The organism is Pseudomonas sp. ADAK7, from assembly GCF_012935675.1.
GTDB lineage: Bacteria > Pseudomonadota > Gammaproteobacteria > Pseudomonadales > Pseudomonadaceae > Aquipseudomonas.
In genome coordinates, this window is sequence record NZ_CP052861.1 from 2,798,454 (window position 1) to 2,818,326 (window position 19,873).

Genomic DNA, 19,873 nt, shown 5'->3' on the forward strand with positions numbered 1-19,873 from the left:
ATAGTAACGACTTTTCGCGCGTCAGGCTGCCTCGCCGTCTGCCGGGCCATCATTTGTCATCGTCCGAGAGCCTTTCATGCCCTTAACCGCCAACGTCACCAGCGCCCCGATTGCCCGCAAGGCCGAAGGGGTTGACCCGTATGCCTGGCTCCAGGAGCGCGACACCGACGCGGTGCTCGACTACCTGAAGGCCGAAAACAGCTATCAAGAGGCACAAACCGCCGATCAGGCCGGATTGCGCGAAACCCTGTTCGAAGAGATCAAGGGCCGGATTCTCGAAACCGACCTGTCCCTGCCCTCGCCGTGGGGGCCGTTCCTGTATTACACCCGCACCACGGCGGGCGATGAATACGCTCGCCATTACCGCTGCCCGCGCCCGGCCGATGACAGCCTGCACATCGACGAAAGCCAGGAACAACTGCTGCTGGACCCGAACGAGCTCGCCAATGGCGGCTTCTTCTCCCTCGGCGCCTTCAGCATCAGCCCGGATCACCAGCGCCTGGGCTACAGCCTCGACACCACGGGCGATGAGATTTACACGCTGTTCGTGAAGGAATTGTCCAGCGGCCGTGTCAGCGAACTGGAGTTCGAAGATTGCGACGGCAGCATGACCTGGGCCAACGACAGCCTGACGTTGTTCTTCGGCGAACTGGACGACACCCATCGCCCGCACAAATTGATGCGCTATCGCCTCGACGGTACAGCCGCCGAAGAAGTGTTCCATGAGCCAGACGGACGATTCTTCCTGCATTGCTACCGCTCCAGCTCCGAACAGCAACTGCTGCTGTCCCTGGGCAGCAAGACCACCAGTGAAGTCTGGGTGCTCGATGCTTTCCAGCCGCACCTGGCCTTTACTTGCCTGGCGCCACGGGTCGAAGACCACGAATACGACGTCGATCACGGCGCGCTCGATGGCCAATGGACCTGGTTCATCCGCAGCAACCGCGACGGCATCAACTTCGCCCTGTACACCGCCGCCGATACCGGCGTGGCGCCGACCGAGGCCGATTGGCAGAACCTGATCCCCCACAGCGACACGGTAATGCTCGAAGGCCTGAGCCTGAATGTCGAAGCGGTGACCCTGAGCCTGCGTGAAGGTGGCTTGCCGATCATCGAGGTGCGCCCACAAGGCCTGGCGCCTTATCGCGTGCAATTGCCGGACGCGGCCTACAGCCTGCATGTGCAAAACAGCCTGGAATTCGTCAGCGACAAGATCCGCCTGCGTTATGAGGCGTTGAACCGCCCGGCACAGGTTCGTCAGCTGGACCTGGCCACGGGCGAGCAGAAAGTGCTGAAGGAAACCCCGGTGCTCGGCCCGTTCGACGCCGATGCCTATGTCAGCCAGCGCCTGTGGGCGACCGCGCCGGACGGTACGCAGGTGCCGATCAGTCTTGTAGTCAAACGTGAAGCCCTCGGTAAACCGACGCCGCTTTACCTGTACGGCTACGGCGCCTATGGCGAAAGCCTCGACCCGTGGTTCTCCCACGCCCGCTTGAGCCTGCTGGATCGTGGCGTGGCATTTGCCATCGCCCACGTGCGCGGTGGCGGTGAACTGGGCGAAGCCTGGTACCGCGCCGGCAAGCAGGAACACAAGCACAACACCTTCAGCGACTTCATCGCCTGCGCCGAGCATTTGATCGCCAATGGCTTCACCACTTCGCAGCAATTGGCGATCAGTGGCGGCAGCGCGGGTGGCTTGCTGATCGGCGCGGTGCTCAATCAGCGTCCGGAGTTGTTCGCAGCGGCGATTGCCGAGGTGCCGTTCGTCGACGTGCTGAACACCATGCTCGACCCGGACCTGCCGCTGACCGTCACCGAATACGACGAATGGGGTAATCCTGAAGAACCGGACGTCTATGATCGGATCAAGGCCTACGCCCCGTACGAAAACGTCACTGCCCAGGCGTATCCGGCCACGTTGGTGATCGCCGGCTACAACGACAGTCGCGTGCAGTATTGGGAAGCGGCCAAGTGGGTGGCAAAATTGCGCGCGACCAAAACCGACGACAATCCGCTGCTGCTCAAGACCGAACTCGGCGCAGGGCATGGCGGGATGAGCGGGCGATATCAGGGATTACGTGACGTAGCCCTCGAATACGCATTTGTTTTCCAGGTTTTGGGCATTGCCTGAGGAACTTGGCTCGGTGTTTCGGTCTTAAGACCAAACACCGGGCCACGGCCTTCCCGCTATCCCTGTAGCAGCTGCCGAGGTACGAGGCTGCGTTCGGCTGCGAAGCAGTCGTGAAATCAGCCGACGCGTTTCTTCAGGAAGACCGCGCGGTCAGGTTTTGCGACTGCTTCGCAGCCGAACGCAGCCTCGTACCTCGGCAGCTGCTACAAGGGATCGTGGATAGGCGACAACATTAACCAGGCCCGAACCCGCACCAGACCACAAGAAAAAGACCGTGACGACATGTCAGAACCGACCTTACTGAACAACGAAATTCGCGACTGGCTGATGGACTGCGGCCTGTTCGATCAACTGCTGCCGGTGGACTTCGCCGCCGCTTCCGGCTACTTCAGCATCAGCACCATCGCCCAGGGTGAAGAGATCTTCCACGAGGGCGATGCTGGCAGTTTCATGTGCATCATCCACACCGGCCAGGTCTCGGTGCAGAAGACCAACAGCGACGGGCAAACGGTGATCATGGCCACCCTGCGCAGCGGTCGGGCGTTCGGCGAAATGGCTGTGCTCGATGGCGAGCGGCGCTCGGCCAGTTGCGTGGCGGCGAGCAATTGCCAGTTGCTCAACCTCGGCAAGGACTCGCTGGAAAAGATGCTCAACGACGCACCGAAAATCGCCGCCAAGATCATCCGCGCCCTCGCCGTCTCCCTGTCCAAACGCCTGCGTATGGCGGATGGGCAACTGCTCTCGCAGCAGGTTTAACCCCCCGGCGATTTGCTTTTCATGCCGTTCTGCTCAAGGCCCGGCAACGGCTGGTCCTTGGATGGTGGGCTGGGCATTTCGATCGGCACAAGCGGCGGGCCACCACTGCCGGGCCCGGTGCGGGGCACGCTGGTGGGGGTGATCTGCGGGTATGGCGTGGGGGTCGCGGTGCCGGGCGAACCGGACATCGGCGCCGGGCTGGTGGGGATGATTTGCTGCTCCTGGGCCTGCACTGCAGTTATCGAGAGCGCGGCCAAGGCAATGACCGTTAGAATGGTGCGCTTCATCAATGGCTCCGTTGGCCTTGTTGTCTGCTTGCAGGCTACTCCCAACCGCGTCCGTTTGCCTTATGCCAATTTTTTCCAAGAGCCCGCCATGAAACGTTTCGTTCTACTCGACACCGCCCCCATCCCTGAAAACGGCGGTGCCCTGTGCCTGTTCGAATACGGCGAGGATTTTGTCATCAAGATCCAGGGGGGCGACGGCGGGCAGCTGATGAACACCCGCATGCACGGCTCCGAGGACGCCCTGGCCGAGATCCCTTGCCGCAAGGTCGCTGGTCGGCCGAACTCCCGCGTGTTGATCGGCGGCCTGGGCATGGGCTTCACCCTCGCCTCCGCGCTCAAGCACCTGGGCAAGACCGCTGAAGTGGTGGTCGCCGAACTGGTGCCCGGCGTGGTCGAGTGGAATCGCGGGCCGTTGGGCGAGAAGGCCGGCAACCCGCTGCTCGACCCGCGCACGGTGATTCGCATGGAAGACGTGGCCAAGGTGCTGCAAGCCGAACCCCAGGGTTTCGACGCGATCATGCTCGACGTCGACAACGGCCCAGAAGGCCTGACCCAGCGCGCCAACAGCTGGCTCTACTCGTCCGGCGGCCTCAGCGCCTGCGCCAAGGCCCTGCGCCCCAAGGGTGTGCTGGCGGTGTGGTCGGCCAGCGCCGACAAGCAGTTTTCCGATAAATTGAAGAAGGCCGGTTTCAAGGCCGAGGAAGTCCAGGTCTTCGCCCATGGCAACAAAGGCACGCGCCACACGATCTGGATTGCCGAGAAGCTCAAGGGCTGAGCTAAACTCACTGCATAACCGTCATTAGTCTTTTACAAAGGTGAACCCATGAGTTCGTCAACGCCGACCAATACCTCGAAGCTGGATCGCATCCTCGCCGACAACCAGCGCGACAAGGAAATGGGTTACCGCGACAAGGCCCTGAAGATGTACCCGCACGTGTGCGGCCGCTGCGCCCGTGAATTTTCCGGCAAGCGCCTGAGCGAACTGACCGTGCACCACCGCGACCACAACCACGACAACAACCCCCAGGACGGCTCGAACTGGGAACTGTTGTGCCTGTATTGCCACGACAACGAACACTCGCGCTACACCGACCAGCAGTACTTCAGCGAAGGTTCCCTCAGCACGCCGAAAGTCGCCAAGGCCACGCACAACCCATTCGCGGCGCTGGCCGGGTTGATGAAGAAAGAAGACTGACACTTGGCCAGCAGCGGCCAAAAGCTGCCGCTGCTGGCAAAGGATGTCGTTTTTTTGCCGCGTACAAAACGTGTCTGAACCGTTACAAAAGCCCCTGCCCGCTTAGGTCCGACGTGCCATGACGGTAGATGGCACCGTTCTTGCGATGTATCAGCATCAATACACGCCAGACAGTGGACGATGATGAACGTCACCTCAACCTTCAACAGCCCTGCGATGCTGGCTTACAGCGCCGCTGCTCAAGCCAAGGCCAAAACCGCTGCCACCGAGCAAGCGGCCAAGGACGCAAAGACCGATGACGCGGTCAGTCTCTCGAAAAAATCCACCGACTACAGCGGTTCGATCGGCAACAACACGCCGTTCTTTCCGGTGCGTAAGGGCATGAACGCTGATGCCCTGGTACTGGGCGTTACCCAGCCTGGTGCGGTGTCCAGTTCCAAGGACAAGACCTTCCCGGAAGTGGCCGCGGATGCGCGCAAGCGCATGGACGACAAGTACGCGCAGATGAAGGCCGGCGAGAAGCCTTACAGCGGCAGCGTTGAAGACAAGAATGCGTTGATGGGCGACCTGGATCGCCGTTCGCTGAACGCCGTGGCTACCAATGAGGGTGGCAAGTTTTCCAGCGATGAGCAGGAAGCGGCCAAAGCCCTGATGCAACAGCAGGAGCGCTTGGCCTCGGGTCATTACAGCGGCCCCGAGGATCAGAAGAAAAACTGGAAAGACCCGTTCGCCAACGACCCGATCGGCCGGGCCAAGGCGGCGCTGAATTTCCTCGACAACATGAGCCCCGAGGAAAAGACCAAACCCGAATGGTTGTCCCAGCATCAGACCTTGCAGGACGCGTTGACCCAGTACGGCAAGGACGATGCCGTCGCCGGGGGCAAGAAAAAAGACGGGCACTTCAATAACCTCGCGGAAATCCTCGCGGGTGTTGATACCAGCGGCTCGGGGAGCAAAGACCCGCAGAGCAACAAAATCACCAATGCGCCTGCCTCCATGATGGCCAAGCTCAAAGCGATGTTGCCCAAGACGCAGTGAACCCCGCGTTTTATCTGTATGACCTGTAGGAGCAAGGCTTGCCCGCGATGGCGTACTCAAGATCGCCATCGCGGGCAAGCCTTGCTCCTACAAATTAAAACGGCATCGTGCCTAGCGCATTTCCTTTGTATCGCACATGAAACTTTCATCAGAAAGTCGGCAATCGTTTATTGGCAAAATCGCGACATCCGGAACTCTTCATAGGTAACCGACATGTCCCGAATCTTGACCATCGAAGACGATGCCGTGACCGCCACGGAAATTGTCACCGAGTTGCAAAGCCACGGCTTTGAAGTGGATTGGGTGAGCAATGGCCGCGAAGGTCTGGTGAGCGCGGTCAGTGGCAATTACGACCTGATCACCCTCGACCGCATGCTCCCCGAGCTGGATGGCCTGGCCATCGTCACCACGCTGCGCGCGATTGGCGTGGCGACACCGATCCTGATGATCAGCGCCCTCTCCGACGTCGATGAACGGGTGCGCGGCCTGCGTGCCGGCGGTGATGATTACCTGGCCAAACCGTTTGCCACCGACGAGATGGCGGCGCGGGTCGAAGTGTTGCTGCGACGTAAAAGCCCGGCCAAGACGTTCGAAACCACCCTGCGCATCGCCGACCTCGAACTCGACCTGATCAGCCACGAAGCCAACCGCGCCAACCAGGCGCTGAGCCTGCTGCCCACCGAGTACAAACTGCTGGAATTCATGATGCGCAATCCGGGGCAGATTCTGTCGCGGATGATGATTTTCGAAGAGGTCTGGGGTTATCACTTCGACCCTGGCACCAACCTGATCGATGTGCACATCGGTCGTCTGCGCAAGAAGATCGACCCGCCGGGTAGGCCGCCGTTGATTCGGACCATGCGCGGGTCGGGGTATGTGATTGCCGAACCGTTGTAGGCATATCCTCCCCTTGTAGCAGCGCGTTCCGCGTGTAGCAGCTGCCGAGGCACGAGGCTGCGTTTCGCGTGTAGCAGCTGCCGAGGCACGAGGCTGCGTTTCGCGTGTAGCAGCTGCCGAGGCACGAGGCTGCGTTCGGCTGCGAAGCAGTCGCGAAATCAACCGGCGCGTTTTCAGGAAGACCGCGCGCTCAGGTTTTACGACTGCTGCGCAGCCGAACGCAGCCTCGTGCCTCGGCAGCTGCTACACGCCAAACGCAGGCTTCGGCAGCTGCTACAGGTTCATGGCCAACATTTCTATCCGGGCATGCACTGGAAATCACCAGTCTGCGCCACCTGCTTGCCGTGTGAATCCTCAAGCCGCGCCCTGACTTCCTCGCCCAGGCTCGACTCCACCAATTGATAATGCTCGCCAGCCTTGAACTGCGGGTAACTGACCTTGCCCTCGCAATCTTCCTGGTTCGAATCGCCACTCGGCATCTCGAACAGCGTCACCGCCAGGTCATGGGCGCCAGGGGCCACTTCGAAGAAGCGACCGTCGTCGATACGTTTGCCATCCACCCGTTCGGCCAGCATGTCATTGGGCGCCTCTTCCTGAAGCCCGATCCAGGCCATGCCCGGATCGGGTTTGGGCATCGGCCCGGCGCAGGCGGACAAAAGACAGACCAGGCTCAGGCCCGGAATCAACAGCAGGGGTTTAAGTGTCATGGCAATGACCTTCCTTCATGAAAAAACAACCTTGAAACGGCGAGCCTACGAGCACTGAAAACTGTCGCTCTGCGCCACCTGTTTACCGTGGGAGTCCACCAGGCTGGCGTTGGCCGACAAGCCTGCGTTGGACGCATTCAGCTGGTAGCGCTCACCCGCCTGGAAGTGGCTGTAGTCCAGGCGGCCAATGCAAATGGGTTCCGCCGAGTTGCCATCGGTGCCGCGGATCAGCGTCACGTCCAGCCGATGGACGCCGGGCTTGACCTCGAAATAACGTCCGTCTTCAACACGCTGGCCATCGATCTTTTCCGCCAGCACGTTGGTGTTTCCCGGTTGTTGCAGATCGATCCAGGCTTCGCTCGGGTCCGATTTGGGCATCGGCCCGGCACACGCCGATAACAGGCAGACCAGGCTCAGGCCCGGGACCAGAAACAGGGGTTTGAGCGTCATGGAAAAACACCTCGAAAGTTGAACGACGATGCCGCCGCCAGGTGTGGCGGCGGGCCATCGGCTTGAGGTGAAGAGTGGCGTGCTAGAGCGGCGCGGACAAATGAAGAGCCATGAAAGGTTTTTCAGGAAAACGTTAAAGATTTCTTCATCCCCGTGAAGGCAAATCTTTAAGTTGCACACGCAAGACTGCCGGCCAATTGCATTTCAAGACCTCGGAGGTTTACGGCATGCTCGGGCTGGTAAAGACCGCACTGCTCAAGCCCTACACGTTTATCGTGCTGGCAATTTTCATCTGCATCATCGGGCCCATGGCGGCCCTGCGTACGCCCACTGATGTGTTTCCCGACATCGGCATTCCGGTGATCGCCGTGGTGTGGCAGTACAACGGCCTGGCGCCGCAGGACATGGCCGGGCGGGTGATCTACACCTATGAGCGCTCCCTGAGCACCACGGTCAACGACATCGAGCACATCGAGTCGCAATCGCTGCCGGGCATGGGCATCGTCAAGATTTTCTTCCAGCCCGGCGTCGACATTCGCACCGCCAACGCCCAGGTCACGGCGGTGTCGCAGACCGTGCTTAAACAGATGCCACCGGGCATCACCCCGCCGCTGATCCTCAACTACAGCGCCTCGACCGTGCCGATTTTGCAGATGGCGTTCTCCAGCCCGACGCTGTCGGAAGCGAAGATCCGCGACCTGGTGCAGAACAACATCCGCCTGCCGCTGACCTCGGTGCCGGGCCTGGCCATTCCGACGCCGATGGGCGGCAAACAACGCCAGATCACCCTCGACCTCGACCCGCAGGCCCTGGCGGCCAAAGGGCTGTCGGCCCAGGACGTCGGCAATGCGTTGGCCGCGCAGAACCAGATCATCCCGGTCGGCACCGCCAAGCTCGGGCCCAATGAATACACGGTGCTGCTGAACAACAGCCCGAAAGCCATTGATGAGCTCAACGACCTGCCGATCAAGACCGTCGACGGCGCGCTGATCACCATTGGCCAGGTGGCCCACGTGCGCGACGGCTCGCCACCGCAGACCAATATCGTGCGGGTCGACGGCCGCCGCGCGGTGCTGATGCCGGCGTTGAAGAATGGCAATATTTCCACGCTGTCGATCATCGACGGCATTCGCCAGATGCTGCCGCGCATCAACGAAACCGTGCCGCCGTCGCTGAAGACTTCCCTGCTGGGCGACGCCTCGGTGTTCGTCAAACAGTCGGTGGGCAGCGTCGCGAAGGAAGGCATCATCGCCGCGTTACTGACCAGCGCGATGATCCTGCTGTTTCTCGGCAGTTGGCGTTCAACGCTGATCATCGCCGCGTCGATTCCGCTGGCGGTGCTGTCGGCCATCGCCCTGCTCGCCGCCAGCGGCCAGACCCTCAACGTGATGACCCTCGGCGGGCTGGCGTTGGCGGTGGGGATTCTGGTGGACGATGCCACGGTGACCATCGAGAACATCAATTGGCACCTGGAACAAGGCAAAGCGGTGAAGACCGCGATCCTCGACGGCGCCAAGCAGATTGTCGGCCCCGCGTTCGTGTCGCTGCTGTGCATCTGCATCGTGTTTGTGCCGATGTTCCTCCTGCAAGGCATCGCCGGCTACCTGTTCCGGCCGATGGCGCTGGCGGTTATTTTTGCCATGGCCAGCTCCTTCATTCTGTCGCGAACCTTGGTGCCGACGTTGGCGATGTTCCTGCTCAAACCTCATAGGCCGGAACAAGGTCCTGGTCATCATCCGGAAGATGAGTTCATTAATCATCACGAGGGCGAGCAGCACCGCAAAACCCATCATCCATTGCTGCAGCGAGTGCTGAATTTCCAGCAGGGTTTCGAGCGGCACTTCTCCAATCTGCGGGACACTTATTTCGGCTTGCTGGAGCTGGCGCTGGAATACCGCAAGCGGTTCCTGCTCGGGTTCCTCGCCTGTGTGCTCGCCTCGTTTGCGCTGCTCCCAAGCCTGGGCGAGGACTTCTTCCCCGCCACCGACGCTGGCGCGCTGTCGCTGCATGTGCGCTTGCCGCTGGGCACACGAATAGAGGAAAGCGCGGCGGCGTTCGACCGCATCGAAGCGCGGATCCGCGAGATCATTCCGGCCGAGCAACTGGACACCATCGTCGACAACATCGGCATCCCGCTGAGCGGCATCGACATGGCCTACAGCAACAGCGGCACCATCGGCCCGCAGGACGGTGACATCCAGGTCAGCCTCAAGGCCGAGCACAGCCCCACCGCCGATTACGTGAAACGCCTGCGCGAAGCGTTGCCGGAAAGTTTTCCCGGTAGCCACTTTGCGTTCCTGCCGGCGGACATCAGCAGCCAGATCCTCAACTTCGGCGCACCGGCACCGCTGGACGTGAAAATCTCCGGACCGAACGATGCGGCTAACCGTGCTTACGCCGTGGAGCTTGAACGTCGTCTGCAACATGTGGCCGGGGTCGCTGACTTGCGCATCCAGCAGTCCACCGGTTATCCGTCGTTGCAGGTCAACGTCGATCGGCTGCGGGCCAATGGCCTGGGCATCACCGAGCGCGATGTGACCAACAGCATGGTCGCGTCGCTCGCTGGCAGTTCGCAAACCGCGCCGACCTTCTGGCTCAACCCGGCCAACGGCGTGTCCTACGGCGTGGTCGCCGCGACGCCGCAATATCGCCTCGACAGCCTGCCGTCGCTGGAGGCCTTGCCGGTGACCGGCAGTGACGGGCAATCGCAGATCCTCGGTGGTTTGGCGAGCATTTCCCGGGTGCAGAGCCCGGCGGTGGTCAGTCACTACAACATCATGCCGACCCTCGACCTGTACGCGAATGTGCAGGGCCGCGACCTCGGCGGCGTGGCCAAGGACATTCAGAAAGTGCTGGATGACACGGCCTCGATGCGGCCCAAAGGCGCGGTGATCAGCCTGCACGGGCAGATCGATGCGCTGCACGAAGCGTTCAGCGGTTTGAGCTTCGGCCTGCTCGGCGCGGTGGTGCTGATCTACCTGCTGATCGTGGTCAACTTCCAGTCCTGGGTCGATCCCTTCGTGATCATCACCGCCCTGCCCGCCGCGCTCGCCGGGATTGTGTGGATGCTGTTTCTCAGTGGCACTTCGCTGTCGGTGCCGGCGCTGACCGGGGCCATCCTGTGCATGGGCGTGGCCACGGCCAACTCGATTCTGGTGGTGAGTTTCTGCCGTGAACGCCTGGCCGAACATGGCGACGCGCTCAAGGCTGCGCTCGAAGGCGGCTACACCCGGTTCCGCCCGGTGTGCATGACCGCCCTGGCGATGATCATCGGCATGTTGCCGCTGGCCCTGTCCGAAGAACAGAACGCGCCGTTGGGCCGTGCTGTGATCGGCGGGCTGATCCTCGCCACCACCGCCACTCTGCTGTTCGTGCCGGTGGTGTTCAGCCTGGTCCACGGACGTCAATCCTCTCGCGCTATTGCTGAAGAAAACCTTTCTGGGGAAAGCAGTCATGTCTAATCAAAAACCGTCGCGCAAACGCCTGATGTGGGTTGGGGTCGGTGGCCTGACGTTGGCCGCGTTGCTGGTGGCCAACGGTCTGGCCGCCCGCACTCGCCACGAGAAAGCCGTGGCGGCCTGGACCGAAACTGCGGCCATGCCGTTGGTCAGCGTGTTCCAGCCGCAGCAGAACGTGCATGGCGATAGCTTGCGCTTGCCGGCGCATCTGGAGGCGTGGAGCAAAGCGCCGATCCATGCGCGGGTCAGCGGCTACCTCAAGGACTGGAAAACCGACATCGGGGCTCATGTGAAGGCCGGGCAAATTCTGGCCGAGATCGACAGCCCGGACCTCGATCAACAGGTGGCGCAAACCCACGCCCGGTTGATCCAGGAACAGGCCAACGCGCGCCTGGCCGAGACCACTGCGACCCGTTGGCAAAACCTGTTGGCGAGCCATTCAGTGTCGCGTCAGGAGGCCGATGAAAAACGCTCCAACGCCGCTGCTGCCAAGGCCAATGCCGATGCGGCCGCTGCCGATTACGCGCGACTGTCGGCGCTGGAGGATTACAAGACCATCCGTGCACCGTTCGCCGGGACCATCACCGCGCGCAACACCGACATCGGCCAGTTGATCAAGGCTGACAACGACAGCGATCCGCAACTGTTCGACATCGCCGACACCCATCAACTGCGCCTGTACGTGCCGGTGCCGCAGAACTACGCCAGCGTGATTCGTCCCGGCATGCAAGCCGAACTGATCGTGCCGGAACACCCCGGCGAGCACTTTACCGCGCGATTGATCGGCGATTCGACGGCTGTTGACCGGCGCTCCGGAACCTTGCTTGCGCAGTTTGTCGCGGATAACCCGGAAGGCGCGTTGTTGCCCGGCGACTATGCCGAGGCGACGCTGCAAATTCCGGCGGATACCCACGGTGTGAGCATTCCGGCCAGTTCGCTGATCTTCCGGGCCCAGGGCACGCAGGTGGCGGTGCTCGACCCGGATAACCACGTGCATTTGCGCGACATTCATATCGGTCTGGATCTGGGTGAGCGGCTGGTCATTGATCAAGGCCTGAAACCTGCGGACCGCGTCGTGGATAACCCGCCGGATGCCCTGCGCGAAGGCGATGCCGTGCAGCTGGCCGACGCCGGAGGTGTTCATGCGCCCAAGGCTTGAGCTGCTGATCATGGCGCTGGCGTTGCAAGGTTGTTCGATGGCGCCGACCTACAAGGTGCCGGCTATCGACTTGCCGGCGCAGTATCGCGAACAGACCAGCGACGGTCCGTGGCACTTGGCAGAAACGCCGCCCTTGACGTCGAACTGGTGGCAGCTTTATCAGGATCCACGCCTGAACGACCTGCAACAGCAATTACTCAAGGCCAACCCAGACCTCGCTGCGGCTCTCGCGCACTTTGATGCGGCGCAGGCTTATGCCGGTCAATTACATGCCGGGTTGTTCCCGCAAATCACCGCCAGTGCCCAACCGTTGCGCCAGCGTCAGTCGGACGGCAAACCGCTGCGCGGCAGCAATCAGCCGTCGGTGTACAACAGCAACACCGCCGGGTTTGCGCTGAACTTCGACCTCGATCTATGGGGGCGAATTCGCAACCAAGTGGCGGCGGGCGATGCCCAGGCCCAGGCGTCGGCAGACGATTTGGCCGCCGCCCGGCTGAGCCTGCAACAGCAATTGGCGACGCTGTATATCCAGCTCAATGGCCTGGATGCCCAGCGCACGATTCTCGCCAGCTCCCTCGACGATTACACCCAGGCGCTGCAACTGACCCGCGACCGCTACGAAGGCGCCATCGCCTCGGAACTTGACCTGACCCGCGCGCAAAGCCAACTGGCCGAGGCTCGGGCGCAACTGGACGATGTGCGAGCGCAGCGGGATCTGGCCGAGCATGCGATTGGAGAGTTGGTGGGTGAGCCGGCGAGTGTTTTCCAGCTCAGTGCAAGCAACCAAGCGTTGGACGTACCTTCGGTCCCCGGCGCCCTGCCCAGCACCCTGCTGCAACGCCGTCCGGACATCGCGGCCGCCGAACGTCGGGTATTTGCCGCCAACGCCAACATCGGCGTCGCCCGCGCCGCGTGGTACCCGGACTTCAGCCTCACCGGCCTGCTCGGCGGGCAAACCGCGGGCAGCGGCAACCTGTTGGCCGCCGGCAATCGCTATTGGGCGCTGGGGCCGCTGGTCAATCTGCCGATCTTCGACGGTGGTCGCCTCGATGCCAACGAGCGCCAGGCCAAGGCCGAATTTGAAGAAGCGGCTGCGCATTACCGTAGTCAGGTGCTGCGGGCGGTGCGCGAGGTTGAAGACAACCTCGCGCAACTGCGCGATCTGCAACGGGAGGCCGAGGATGAGCAAGCGGCAGTCGAGGCGGCTCAGCGCACGCAGACCTTGGCGATGAACAGCTATGAAGCGGGGGCGGTGAATTATCTGGATGTGGTCACCGCACAGACCTCGGCGTTGCAGGCGCAGCGGCGGTTGCAGACGTTGCAGACACGGCAGTTGCAGGCGAGTGTCGGGTTGGTGGTGGCGTTGGGTGGGGGGTGGATGACGACGACACACTCCTTGTAGCAGCTGCCGAGCCTGCGAGGCTGCGTTCGGCTGCGAAGCAGTCGTAAAACCAGACAATGCGGTGTTCCAGTTAAATTGCGTTTTCAGGGTTTGCGACTGCTTCGCAGCCGAACGCAGCCTCGCAGGCTCGGCAGCTGCTACAGGATTGCGGCGTCCGGGCACCGCCAATCCCGAAACTGCCCGCTCCCGGCCAATCCCCGTATAATCGCCCTCTTTTTCCCGAAGGCACCCCGCTCGTGGCAGACAAACGGTACAGCTGCATTGGTTTGTATAACCCCAAGTCACCGGAGAACGTCGGTTCGGTGATGCGCGCCGCTGGCTGTTATGGCGTGGCGTCGGTGTTCTACACCGGCAAGCGCTATGAGCGCGCCGCCGACTTCGTCACCGACACCAAGCGCGTGCACTACGACATCCCGCTGATCGGCATCGACGACCTGAAAAAGATCCTGCCGCTCGGCTGTGTGCCGGTCGCCGTGGAACTGGTCGAAGGCGCGCGCTCGCTGCCGGAATACACTCATCCGGATCGCGCCCTCTACATCTTCGGCCCGGAAGACGGCTCGCTGGATAAAGAGATCCGCGACTGGTGCGAAGACGTGGTCTACATCCCGACCACCGGTTGCATGAACCTGGCGGCCACGGTCAACGTCGTGTTGTACGACCGCATGGCCAAGGGATTGAATACGCGCTCGGGGTCGAAATTCCGCTGAATCACCGCACATTGGATGGAACAAGCGGCCGCCCCGGGCAGTCAGCTAACTATCATTCCTGAACGCATGGAGACAGATCATGAGCGAACTCAAACGCGTAGAGCGCATCGAATCCACCCCGTTCCAGACTCACCACGAACAGAACGTCGAGGGCTGGGAGCGCATCGGTTCCCTGGCCGGCGGCGTGGTGATGGTCGGCAAGGGCCTGCGTCGCGGCGGTGTGTTTGGCTTGATTCAAGTGGCGATCGGCGGCGTGGCCCTGGCCCGTGGCATTACCGGGCATAGCTCGGTGAAAAGCCTGCTGGAGAAAAGCCGTCAGGACATGAACAACGTGCGGGCGAAGATTCAGCGCGCGGGCGAAGAGTTGAATCAGTTGAAGGCGGCTGCAGAGGCGGCAACCAAGACCGCGACCGTTACCGGCAATGATTCTTTGAAATCGCCTAAAACCGGGGTTTGATCCCGTTCCCCGATCGTTCCCATGCTCCGCGTGGGAATGCCTCAAGGGACGCTCCGCGTTCCAGCGCTGAAAGGGACGCGGAGCGTCCCGGGCTGCATTCCCACGCAGAGCCTGGGAACGATCAGTTCAAAAGCTCGGTATCGAGGACTTTGGAAGACTCGCCAATCACGCTCTCGGCAAGTTGAACGAATTCCTTGGTATCGACACTCTCCAAATGCATCGCCCCGCGCTGCACATCATCGAGCGAGCGCTTGTTGCGGGTCTTCAGGCGAATCTCCCGATCCAGTTCCTGTAGCAGCAACACGGCCTTGGCAATCTGCGTCGGGCTGATCTGCGAACCGCGTAACGTCGTCACCTTCTGGCTGTCCTTGGCCAACTTCTTCTGCAAATTCTCATACCGTTCATCACTCATGCCACCGGCGCGGCGCACCAGTTCGATGGCGTAATACTCGGCCAGGCCTTCGCTGATCCAGTCGCTGTGCTGGCTGTCGTTGACCCGCCCGAACACTTGGGCCAGCTCCCGTACCAGCGGGCTGGTGCCGCTTTCACTGACCAACGGCAAACGGCTGTTGAGGTAGATCGATTCCCGCGCCGCCAGGCTGCCGCGCCACATCGGGTCGTTGGCGCCGACGATCAGCAGTTTGCTTGGGTGACGCGGGAACACGGCCTGGGCTTGCGGCCAGACGAAGGTCAGCAACGTCAGTACGTCCATGCGGCGCATGCCCTGCCCCAGTGGCGAGGCGACGGTGACTTCGGTTTCGCCCAACCGGGTACGACGGCTGCCGAGGTGGCCGGCGAGCATCCAGCCAGTGGGCCGGTCAAACAGGCGGGAGACGTTATTGATGCGGAATTTGTTCTTGCCGATGCGCGGCCAGGCGGTTTCGACGCTTTTCCAGCCGTTGGGCAATTCGAATTCCAGGCGTGACACCAGTTCGATACCGTCCTGCTGATCGAGCTTGGCCGCTGGTACCAGGTCGTCGCCGCGCATTAACGCCCAATTTGGCGTCATGCGCGTGTCGAAACTGCCGTTCTTGCGCCCGTGGCTGATGTGCACACGGTAGGTCAGGCTGGCCTTGTCCGCTGCCGGATGCCAAACACCACGAGCGGTTTTGCCCGGTGTGAGCTGCCATTGGCCGTCGGCCTTGAAGTCGCTGTAGTGGCTGCCGTCGCCCAGGTCAAAATCGAGGCTGCGCACCGCCGAGCCTTGGGCCAGGGTCAGGCGCACTTCGGCCTGATCGCTTTGCGGCAACAGGCGCACGTGATAATCCAGATCGACCTTCTTCGCCGCCCACACCGACGAACTCAGGGCCAATGCCCCGACGGCCAACGCCAGCCGCAATCCCACAGCCATACACACTCCTTCGTGACACGTTAGCCCGGTGGACCTTTAACCCGCGCGGAAAATCAGATGATCTTCCCAGTCATCTTCCGGCACGCTGCCTTCGGCGAGCATGCGCCCGGACTGGGAAATACGTTCGTGGTGCACCGCATCGCGATCGCCGCACACCAAGTGATGCCACAGCGGCAAGTCCTTGCCTTCGCTGACCAGCCGATAGCCGCAGGTCGGCGGCAGCCAGCGGAATTCTTCAGCCTTGCCCGGCGTGAGCTGGATGCAGTCCGGCACAAACTCGCGACGGTTCGGGTAATCCGTGCACTGGCAGGTGTTCAGGTCCAGCAGTTTGCAGGCGATACGTGTGTAGTAGACGCTGTTGTCTTCTTCATCTTCGAGCTTTTGCAGGCAGCACAAGCCACAGCCGTCGCACAGCGATTCCCATTCCTGCGAATCGAGTTGATCGAGGGTTTTGCGTTTCCAGAACGGTTCGACTTTGGCAACCATGGCTCAAGCATCAACATCAGGTGGTGAAAAGGCCGCCAGTCTAGTGCCCAAGGCCTTGCGGGCCAAGCGCTGGCGACTGTCGGTAGAACTTCACTTGTCAGTTGCCGCGCCGCGAAGTAGCTTTGCCAGTCGCAACGAGCCAAACCCGAAGGCCATTAACGCGCAACCGCGTTGCATTCCGGTGAACTGCCACGGCTCACGAAAACCTCATCGCTCAGCTCAACTGTGGCCGCTGGTTTTTACTTCGACTCCGACTCAAATCTAGCAAGGAATCTTTGCATGAGTGCCAATCCACGCGTTGCCGAATATGCCATTCACCCACAGTTCACCGATCGCTGGTCGCCACGGGCCTTTACCGGCGAAGCCATCCCGGAAGAAACCCTGCTGAGTTTCTTCGAAGCCGCGCGCTGGGCGCCGTCGGCCTACAACTCGCAGCCTTGGCGCTTTCTCTACGCCCGTCGCGACACGCCAAACTGGGAGCGCTTCCTCGGTCTGCTGAACGAATTCAACCGCGGCTGGGCGCAACACGCCTCGGCGCTGGTGATCGTGATCTCGAAAACCACCTTCACCGCACCGGGCGCCACCGAAGAAACCCCGGCGTTGTGGCACACCTTCGACACCGGCTCGGCCTGGGGCCACCTGGCGCTGCAAGCGAGCCTCAGCGGCTGGCACACCCACGGCATGGCCGGTTTCGACCAGGAACTGACGCGCAAAGAGCTGAACATTCCCGAGGGTTATGCGCTGCATGCCGCGGTGGCCGTTGGCAAGCTGGGCGACAAGGCAACCCTGGCGGAATACCTGCAAGCGCGGGAGGAACCGAGCCCGCGTCGACCGTTGAGCGAACTCGCGGCAGAAGGCACCTTCACCCTCTAAGCCCCGAACCTGATCGTTCCCACGCTCTGCGTGGGAACGATCATCGTGGGTTCAGTACCCGCGATTGAAATCCACTTCCCCGCGCAACGCTTCACCCGCCTCGTACGCCCGCAGGTTCTCGACAAACAGGTTCACCATCATCGATGGCGAGGTTGGTGCCGAACTGTGGCCGGTCAACAGCAAGCCCCAGGCGGTCCAGAACGGATGGCGTTGTGGCAGTGGCTCCTGACGGCAGACGTCGATCACCGCGCCCGCCAGATGCCCTTCTTTCAAGGCTTCCACCAAGTCCGCATCAACCACCGCCACGCCGCGCCCGACGTTGATGAACACGCCAGTCGGCTTGAATTGCTTGAACAGCGCCGCGTCGTACAGGTCGTGGGTATTCGGCGTATTGGGCAGCAGATTGATCACGTAATCCACTTCACCCACCAGGCGCGGCAAGTCAGTCAGCGCGCCCACTTCGACAAACGGCGCCTGCTCCCGCGCTTCGCTGGCGATGCCATACAACTCGACGCCAAACGGCACGAGGAACTGCGCCACGGTCTGGCCGATGTCGCCGGTGCCGACGATCAACACTTTGCGCCCCGCCAGGCTCTGGCCCAGGCGGTTGTCCCACTTGCGCTCGACCTGGCTGACCAATCGCGCCAGCACTTCGCGCTCGTGGCCGAGCATGTAAGTCAACACGTATTCAGCCATGACCTGGCCGAAAATCCCCACCGCCCGCGTCAGGCGATAGTGGCGTGGCAGGCCGTCGGCCAGCAGCGGCGTGATGCCGGCCCAGGTCGATTGCAGCCATTGTGGCTGGTGGCCCTGACGCAGCAGGTTGGCCAGCAAGTCCGGCTGGCCCAGCCAGATCGGACAATCCGCTGCCTGGCGGGCCAGTTCGGCGGAGTCACCGCTGGTCAGCACTTCCAGCTCAGGCGCAGCCTGACGCAACAGTTGGGCGTACACAGGGTGGTCGTGTTCAGCAATCAGAACGCGCATGGTTCAAACCTTTCGAAAACAGTGCAAACGGCCGCCGCTCTGTCGCGGCGGCCGTCGCCAAAATCATTCCAGTGTTTCATACAGGCTCTGAACAGAACCTGTCCGCCGCTCACATCGGGTCGTTGCGTCGCAGCAGCTCTTCGGGCAAGTGTTCGATGTACTCGTCCTCGGCTGGCGGCATCTGCAAGTGGTAACCCTGTTTCTCAAGGTTTTCCAGGACCACGGTGATGTCTTCGCGCGACAGTTTGCGCTCGGGGCTCAGCACCAGGTCGAAGGCGTGATGCGGCTTGCCGAACGCCGCCATCAGCGATTCCGGGACGCGCTCCAGTGCATCGCTCTTGAGCACATAGAGGTACATCTCGTTTTTCTTCAGGCTGCGATAGATGGAGCAAATACGTTTCAAGGCTGTTCTCCGGCGGTGGCCAGGCTGTCGAGCAGCGCCTGGCCCATCAATTCGCGGCGCCAGCCACGCAGCGAATCAGGCAATTGGTAAGGCCCATTGGGGTAGCCGCTCTTGAGCAGCGCTTCCAGGGTTTTCTTGCGCAGCATCAGTTCTGGCGCGATGTTCAGGCGTTCGGCTTCGGCCTGGCCGATGGCCCGCAGTTGTTTGATCAGCGTGGCAGCGTCCACCGGTAACGGCTCCGGCACGGCCGGCGGCCATTGATCCGGCGACACACTGGCAGAACGCTTGATCAGATCAAGCAGGAATTCACCGTCCTGACGCACGGTACGCGGGTGCATGTCTTCGATTTTCGCCAACGCGCCGAGGTTGTCCGGTTGCGTCCGTGCCAGCGGCCACAGGGAATGCTCACGGACGATGCGGTTGCGCGGCAGATCCCGGGCGCGGGCTTCGTGCTCGCGCCAGGCGCAAAGTTCACGCAATACCGCCAGTTGGGCGCGGGAGAGTTTCCAGGCGAGTTTGGCTTCGCGATAGACCTCGTACGGATCGACCTCGCGGCGCAGGTTGGCCACCAGTTCGGCGCCGTCCTCCAGCACCCAGCTGTATTTGTCTTCGGACAGCTTCGGTTGCAGGCGTACGTACACTTCCGCCAGGTGCAGGGCATCTTCGGCGGCGTAGCTGATCTGGGTGTCGGACAGCGGGCGTTGCAGCCAGTCGGAACGGGTCTCGCCCTTGGGCAGGTCAATGCCGAGCACTTCCTGCACCAGCCGCGAGTAGCCCATGGAAAAACCGAGGTTCAGATAAGCGGCGGCCAGTTGCGTGTCGAACAGCGGCGCCGGCAGGCTGCCGGTCAGGCGCAACAGAACTTCTAGGTCTTCGCTGCACGCATGGACGACTTTGACCACGGCCGGGTTTTCCAGCAGCGCGGCCAGGGGTTGCCAGTTGTCGATGGTCAGCGGATCAATCAGGTAAGCGCGTACGCCATCGCCGATCTGCAACAGGCCGGCAATCGGATAAAAGGTGTCGACCCGCATGAATTCGGTGTCGAGGGCAACGAATGGCAGGTTTTGCCACTCGGCGCAAAACTGACCGAGGCTATCGTTGTCGCGAATCCAGTGAATATCGATGGCCACAC

The 19,873-nt window shown here is 61.8% G+C and carries 20 protein-coding genes; 12 read left to right on the forward strand and 8 right to left on the reverse strand.

Annotated features, from left to right (window positions below):
- Positions 1 to 76 precede the first annotated feature (76 nt).
- Positions 77 to 2,131, forward strand: a complete 2,055-nt coding sequence (locus tag HKK53_RS13010) for a S9 family peptidase (protein WP_169371149.1) — start codon at positions 77 to 79, stop codon at positions 2,129 to 2,131.
- A 282-nt stretch (positions 2,132 to 2,413) separates the two neighbouring features.
- On the forward strand, positions 2,414 to 2,887 hold the full coding sequence (locus HKK53_RS13015; RefSeq protein ID WP_133839266.1) for a cyclic nucleotide-binding domain-containing protein: 474 nt from the start codon (positions 2,414 to 2,416) through the stop codon (positions 2,885 to 2,887).
- On the opposite strand, the gene HKK53_RS13020 is transcribed toward HKK53_RS13015, so the two are convergent.
- On the reverse strand, positions 2,884 to 3,174 hold the full coding sequence (locus HKK53_RS13020) for a hypothetical protein (protein WP_169371150.1): 291 nt from the start codon (positions 3,172 to 3,174) through the stop codon (positions 2,884 to 2,886). The two genes, HKK53_RS13015 and HKK53_RS13020, sit on opposite strands and share 4 nt — an antisense overlap.
- A gap of 88 nt (positions 3,175 to 3,262) precedes the next feature.
- On the opposite strand from HKK53_RS13020, the gene HKK53_RS13025 reads away from it, so the two are divergent.
- The 4 genes from HKK53_RS13025 to HKK53_RS13040 all read left to right on the forward strand — a co-directional run bounded on the left by HKK53_RS13025 (position 3,263) and on the right by HKK53_RS13040 (position 6,304).
- Positions 3,263 to 3,949: a spermidine synthase gene (locus HKK53_RS13025; protein WP_123410584.1), complete on the forward strand. Its 687-nt coding sequence runs from the start codon at positions 3,263 to 3,265 to the stop codon at positions 3,947 to 3,949.
- Positions 3,950 to 3,997: 48 nt separating this feature from the next.
- Entirely contained in the window at positions 3,998 to 4,369 is a 372-nt protein-coding gene (locus tag HKK53_RS13030) for a YajD family HNH nuclease (protein WP_133839269.1), read from the forward strand.
- Between the two features lie 183 nt (positions 4,370 to 4,552).
- Positions 4,553 to 5,407, forward strand: a complete 855-nt coding sequence (locus HKK53_RS13035) for a hypothetical protein (protein WP_169371151.1) — start codon at positions 4,553 to 4,555, stop codon at positions 5,405 to 5,407.
- 213 nt (positions 5,408 to 5,620) lie between these two features.
- A complete protein-coding gene (locus HKK53_RS13040) occupies positions 5,621 to 6,304 on the forward strand; it encodes a response regulator transcription factor (RefSeq protein ID WP_169371152.1) in 684 nt (227 codons plus the stop codon).
- 296 nt (positions 6,305 to 6,600) lie between these two features.
- Here the strand turns inward: HKK53_RS13040 and HKK53_RS13045 are convergent, their stop codons facing one another.
- Complete coding sequence (locus HKK53_RS13045) at positions 6,601 to 7,011, reverse strand: PA0061/PA0062 family lipoprotein (protein WP_169371153.1); 411 nt, start codon at positions 7,009 to 7,011, stop codon at positions 6,601 to 6,603.
- A 45-nt stretch (positions 7,012 to 7,056) separates the two neighbouring features.
- The gene (locus HKK53_RS13050; RefSeq protein WP_169371154.1) at positions 7,057 to 7,461 is read right to left on the reverse strand and encodes a PA0061/PA0062 family lipoprotein; all 405 of its coding nucleotides are present in this window, start codon (positions 7,459 to 7,461) and stop codon (positions 7,057 to 7,059) included.
- Positions 7,462 to 7,688: 227 nt separating this feature from the next.
- Between HKK53_RS13050 and HKK53_RS13055 the strand changes: the two genes are divergently transcribed.
- From HKK53_RS13055 to HKK53_RS13075, 5 genes are all read left to right on the forward strand, one after another.
- Positions 7,689 to 10,922 (forward strand): efflux RND transporter permease subunit, encoded by a 3,234-nt coding sequence (locus HKK53_RS13055; RefSeq protein WP_169371155.1) that lies wholly within the window; start codon positions 7,689 to 7,691, stop codon positions 10,920 to 10,922.
- Positions 10,915 to 12,078 (forward strand): efflux RND transporter periplasmic adaptor subunit, encoded by a 1,164-nt coding sequence (locus tag HKK53_RS13060; protein WP_169371156.1) that lies wholly within the window; start codon positions 10,915 to 10,917, stop codon positions 12,076 to 12,078. The genes HKK53_RS13055 and HKK53_RS13060 overlap by 8 nt, the downstream gene beginning before the upstream one ends.
- Positions 12,062 to 13,480, forward strand: coding sequence for an efflux transporter outer membrane subunit (locus tag HKK53_RS13065; protein WP_169371157.1), 1,419 nt, complete (start codon positions 12,062 to 12,064; stop codon positions 13,478 to 13,480). The genes HKK53_RS13060 and HKK53_RS13065 overlap by 17 nt, the downstream gene beginning before the upstream one ends.
- 236 nt (positions 13,481 to 13,716) lie before the next feature.
- Positions 13,717 to 14,187 (forward strand): RNA methyltransferase, encoded by a 471-nt coding sequence (locus HKK53_RS13070; protein WP_169371158.1) that lies wholly within the window; start codon positions 13,717 to 13,719, stop codon positions 14,185 to 14,187.
- Between the two features lie 79 nt (positions 14,188 to 14,266).
- Positions 14,267 to 14,644 (forward strand): YgaP family membrane protein, encoded by a 378-nt coding sequence (locus tag HKK53_RS13075; protein WP_169371159.1) that lies wholly within the window; start codon positions 14,267 to 14,269, stop codon positions 14,642 to 14,644.
- A 121-nt stretch (positions 14,645 to 14,765) separates the two neighbouring features.
- Here HKK53_RS13075 and HKK53_RS13080 read toward each other — a convergent pair whose 3' ends face one another.
- Positions 14,766 to 15,995: a hypothetical protein gene (locus HKK53_RS13080; protein WP_169371160.1), complete on the reverse strand. Its 1,230-nt coding sequence runs from the start codon at positions 15,993 to 15,995 to the stop codon at positions 14,766 to 14,768.
- Positions 15,996 to 16,031: 36 nt separating this feature from the next.
- Positions 16,032 to 16,481 (reverse strand): YcgN family cysteine cluster protein, encoded by a 450-nt coding sequence (locus HKK53_RS13085; RefSeq protein ID WP_169371161.1) that lies wholly within the window; start codon positions 16,479 to 16,481, stop codon positions 16,032 to 16,034.
- 279 nt (positions 16,482 to 16,760) lie between these two features.
- Here HKK53_RS13085 and HKK53_RS13090 point away from each other — a divergent pair, with 279 nt between their 5' ends.
- Positions 16,761 to 17,354 carry a nitroreductase family protein gene (locus HKK53_RS13090; protein WP_169371162.1) on the forward strand — a complete coding sequence of 198 codons (594 nt, stop codon included), beginning with the start codon at positions 16,761 to 16,763 and terminating at the stop codon, positions 17,352 to 17,354.
- A 51-nt stretch (positions 17,355 to 17,405) separates the two neighbouring features.
- Here HKK53_RS13090 and HKK53_RS13095 read toward each other — a convergent pair whose 3' ends face one another.
- The 3 genes from HKK53_RS13095 to rnd all read right to left on the reverse strand — a co-directional run bounded on the left by HKK53_RS13095 (position 17,406) and on the right by rnd (position 19,871).
- Entirely contained in the window at positions 17,406 to 18,338 is a 933-nt protein-coding gene (locus HKK53_RS13095) for a D-2-hydroxyacid dehydrogenase (RefSeq protein ID WP_169371163.1), read from the reverse strand.
- 109 nt (positions 18,339 to 18,447) lie between these two features.
- On the reverse strand, positions 18,448 to 18,741 hold the full coding sequence (locus HKK53_RS13100; protein ID WP_133837473.1) for a YcgL domain-containing protein: 294 nt from the start codon (positions 18,739 to 18,741) through the stop codon (positions 18,448 to 18,450).
- Positions 18,738 to 19,871: a ribonuclease D gene (gene rnd / locus HKK53_RS13105; protein WP_169371164.1), complete on the reverse strand. Its 1,134-nt coding sequence runs from the start codon at positions 19,869 to 19,871 to the stop codon at positions 18,738 to 18,740. The genes HKK53_RS13100 and rnd overlap by 4 nt, the downstream gene beginning before the upstream one ends.
- Positions 19,872 to 19,873 lie beyond the last annotated feature (2 nt).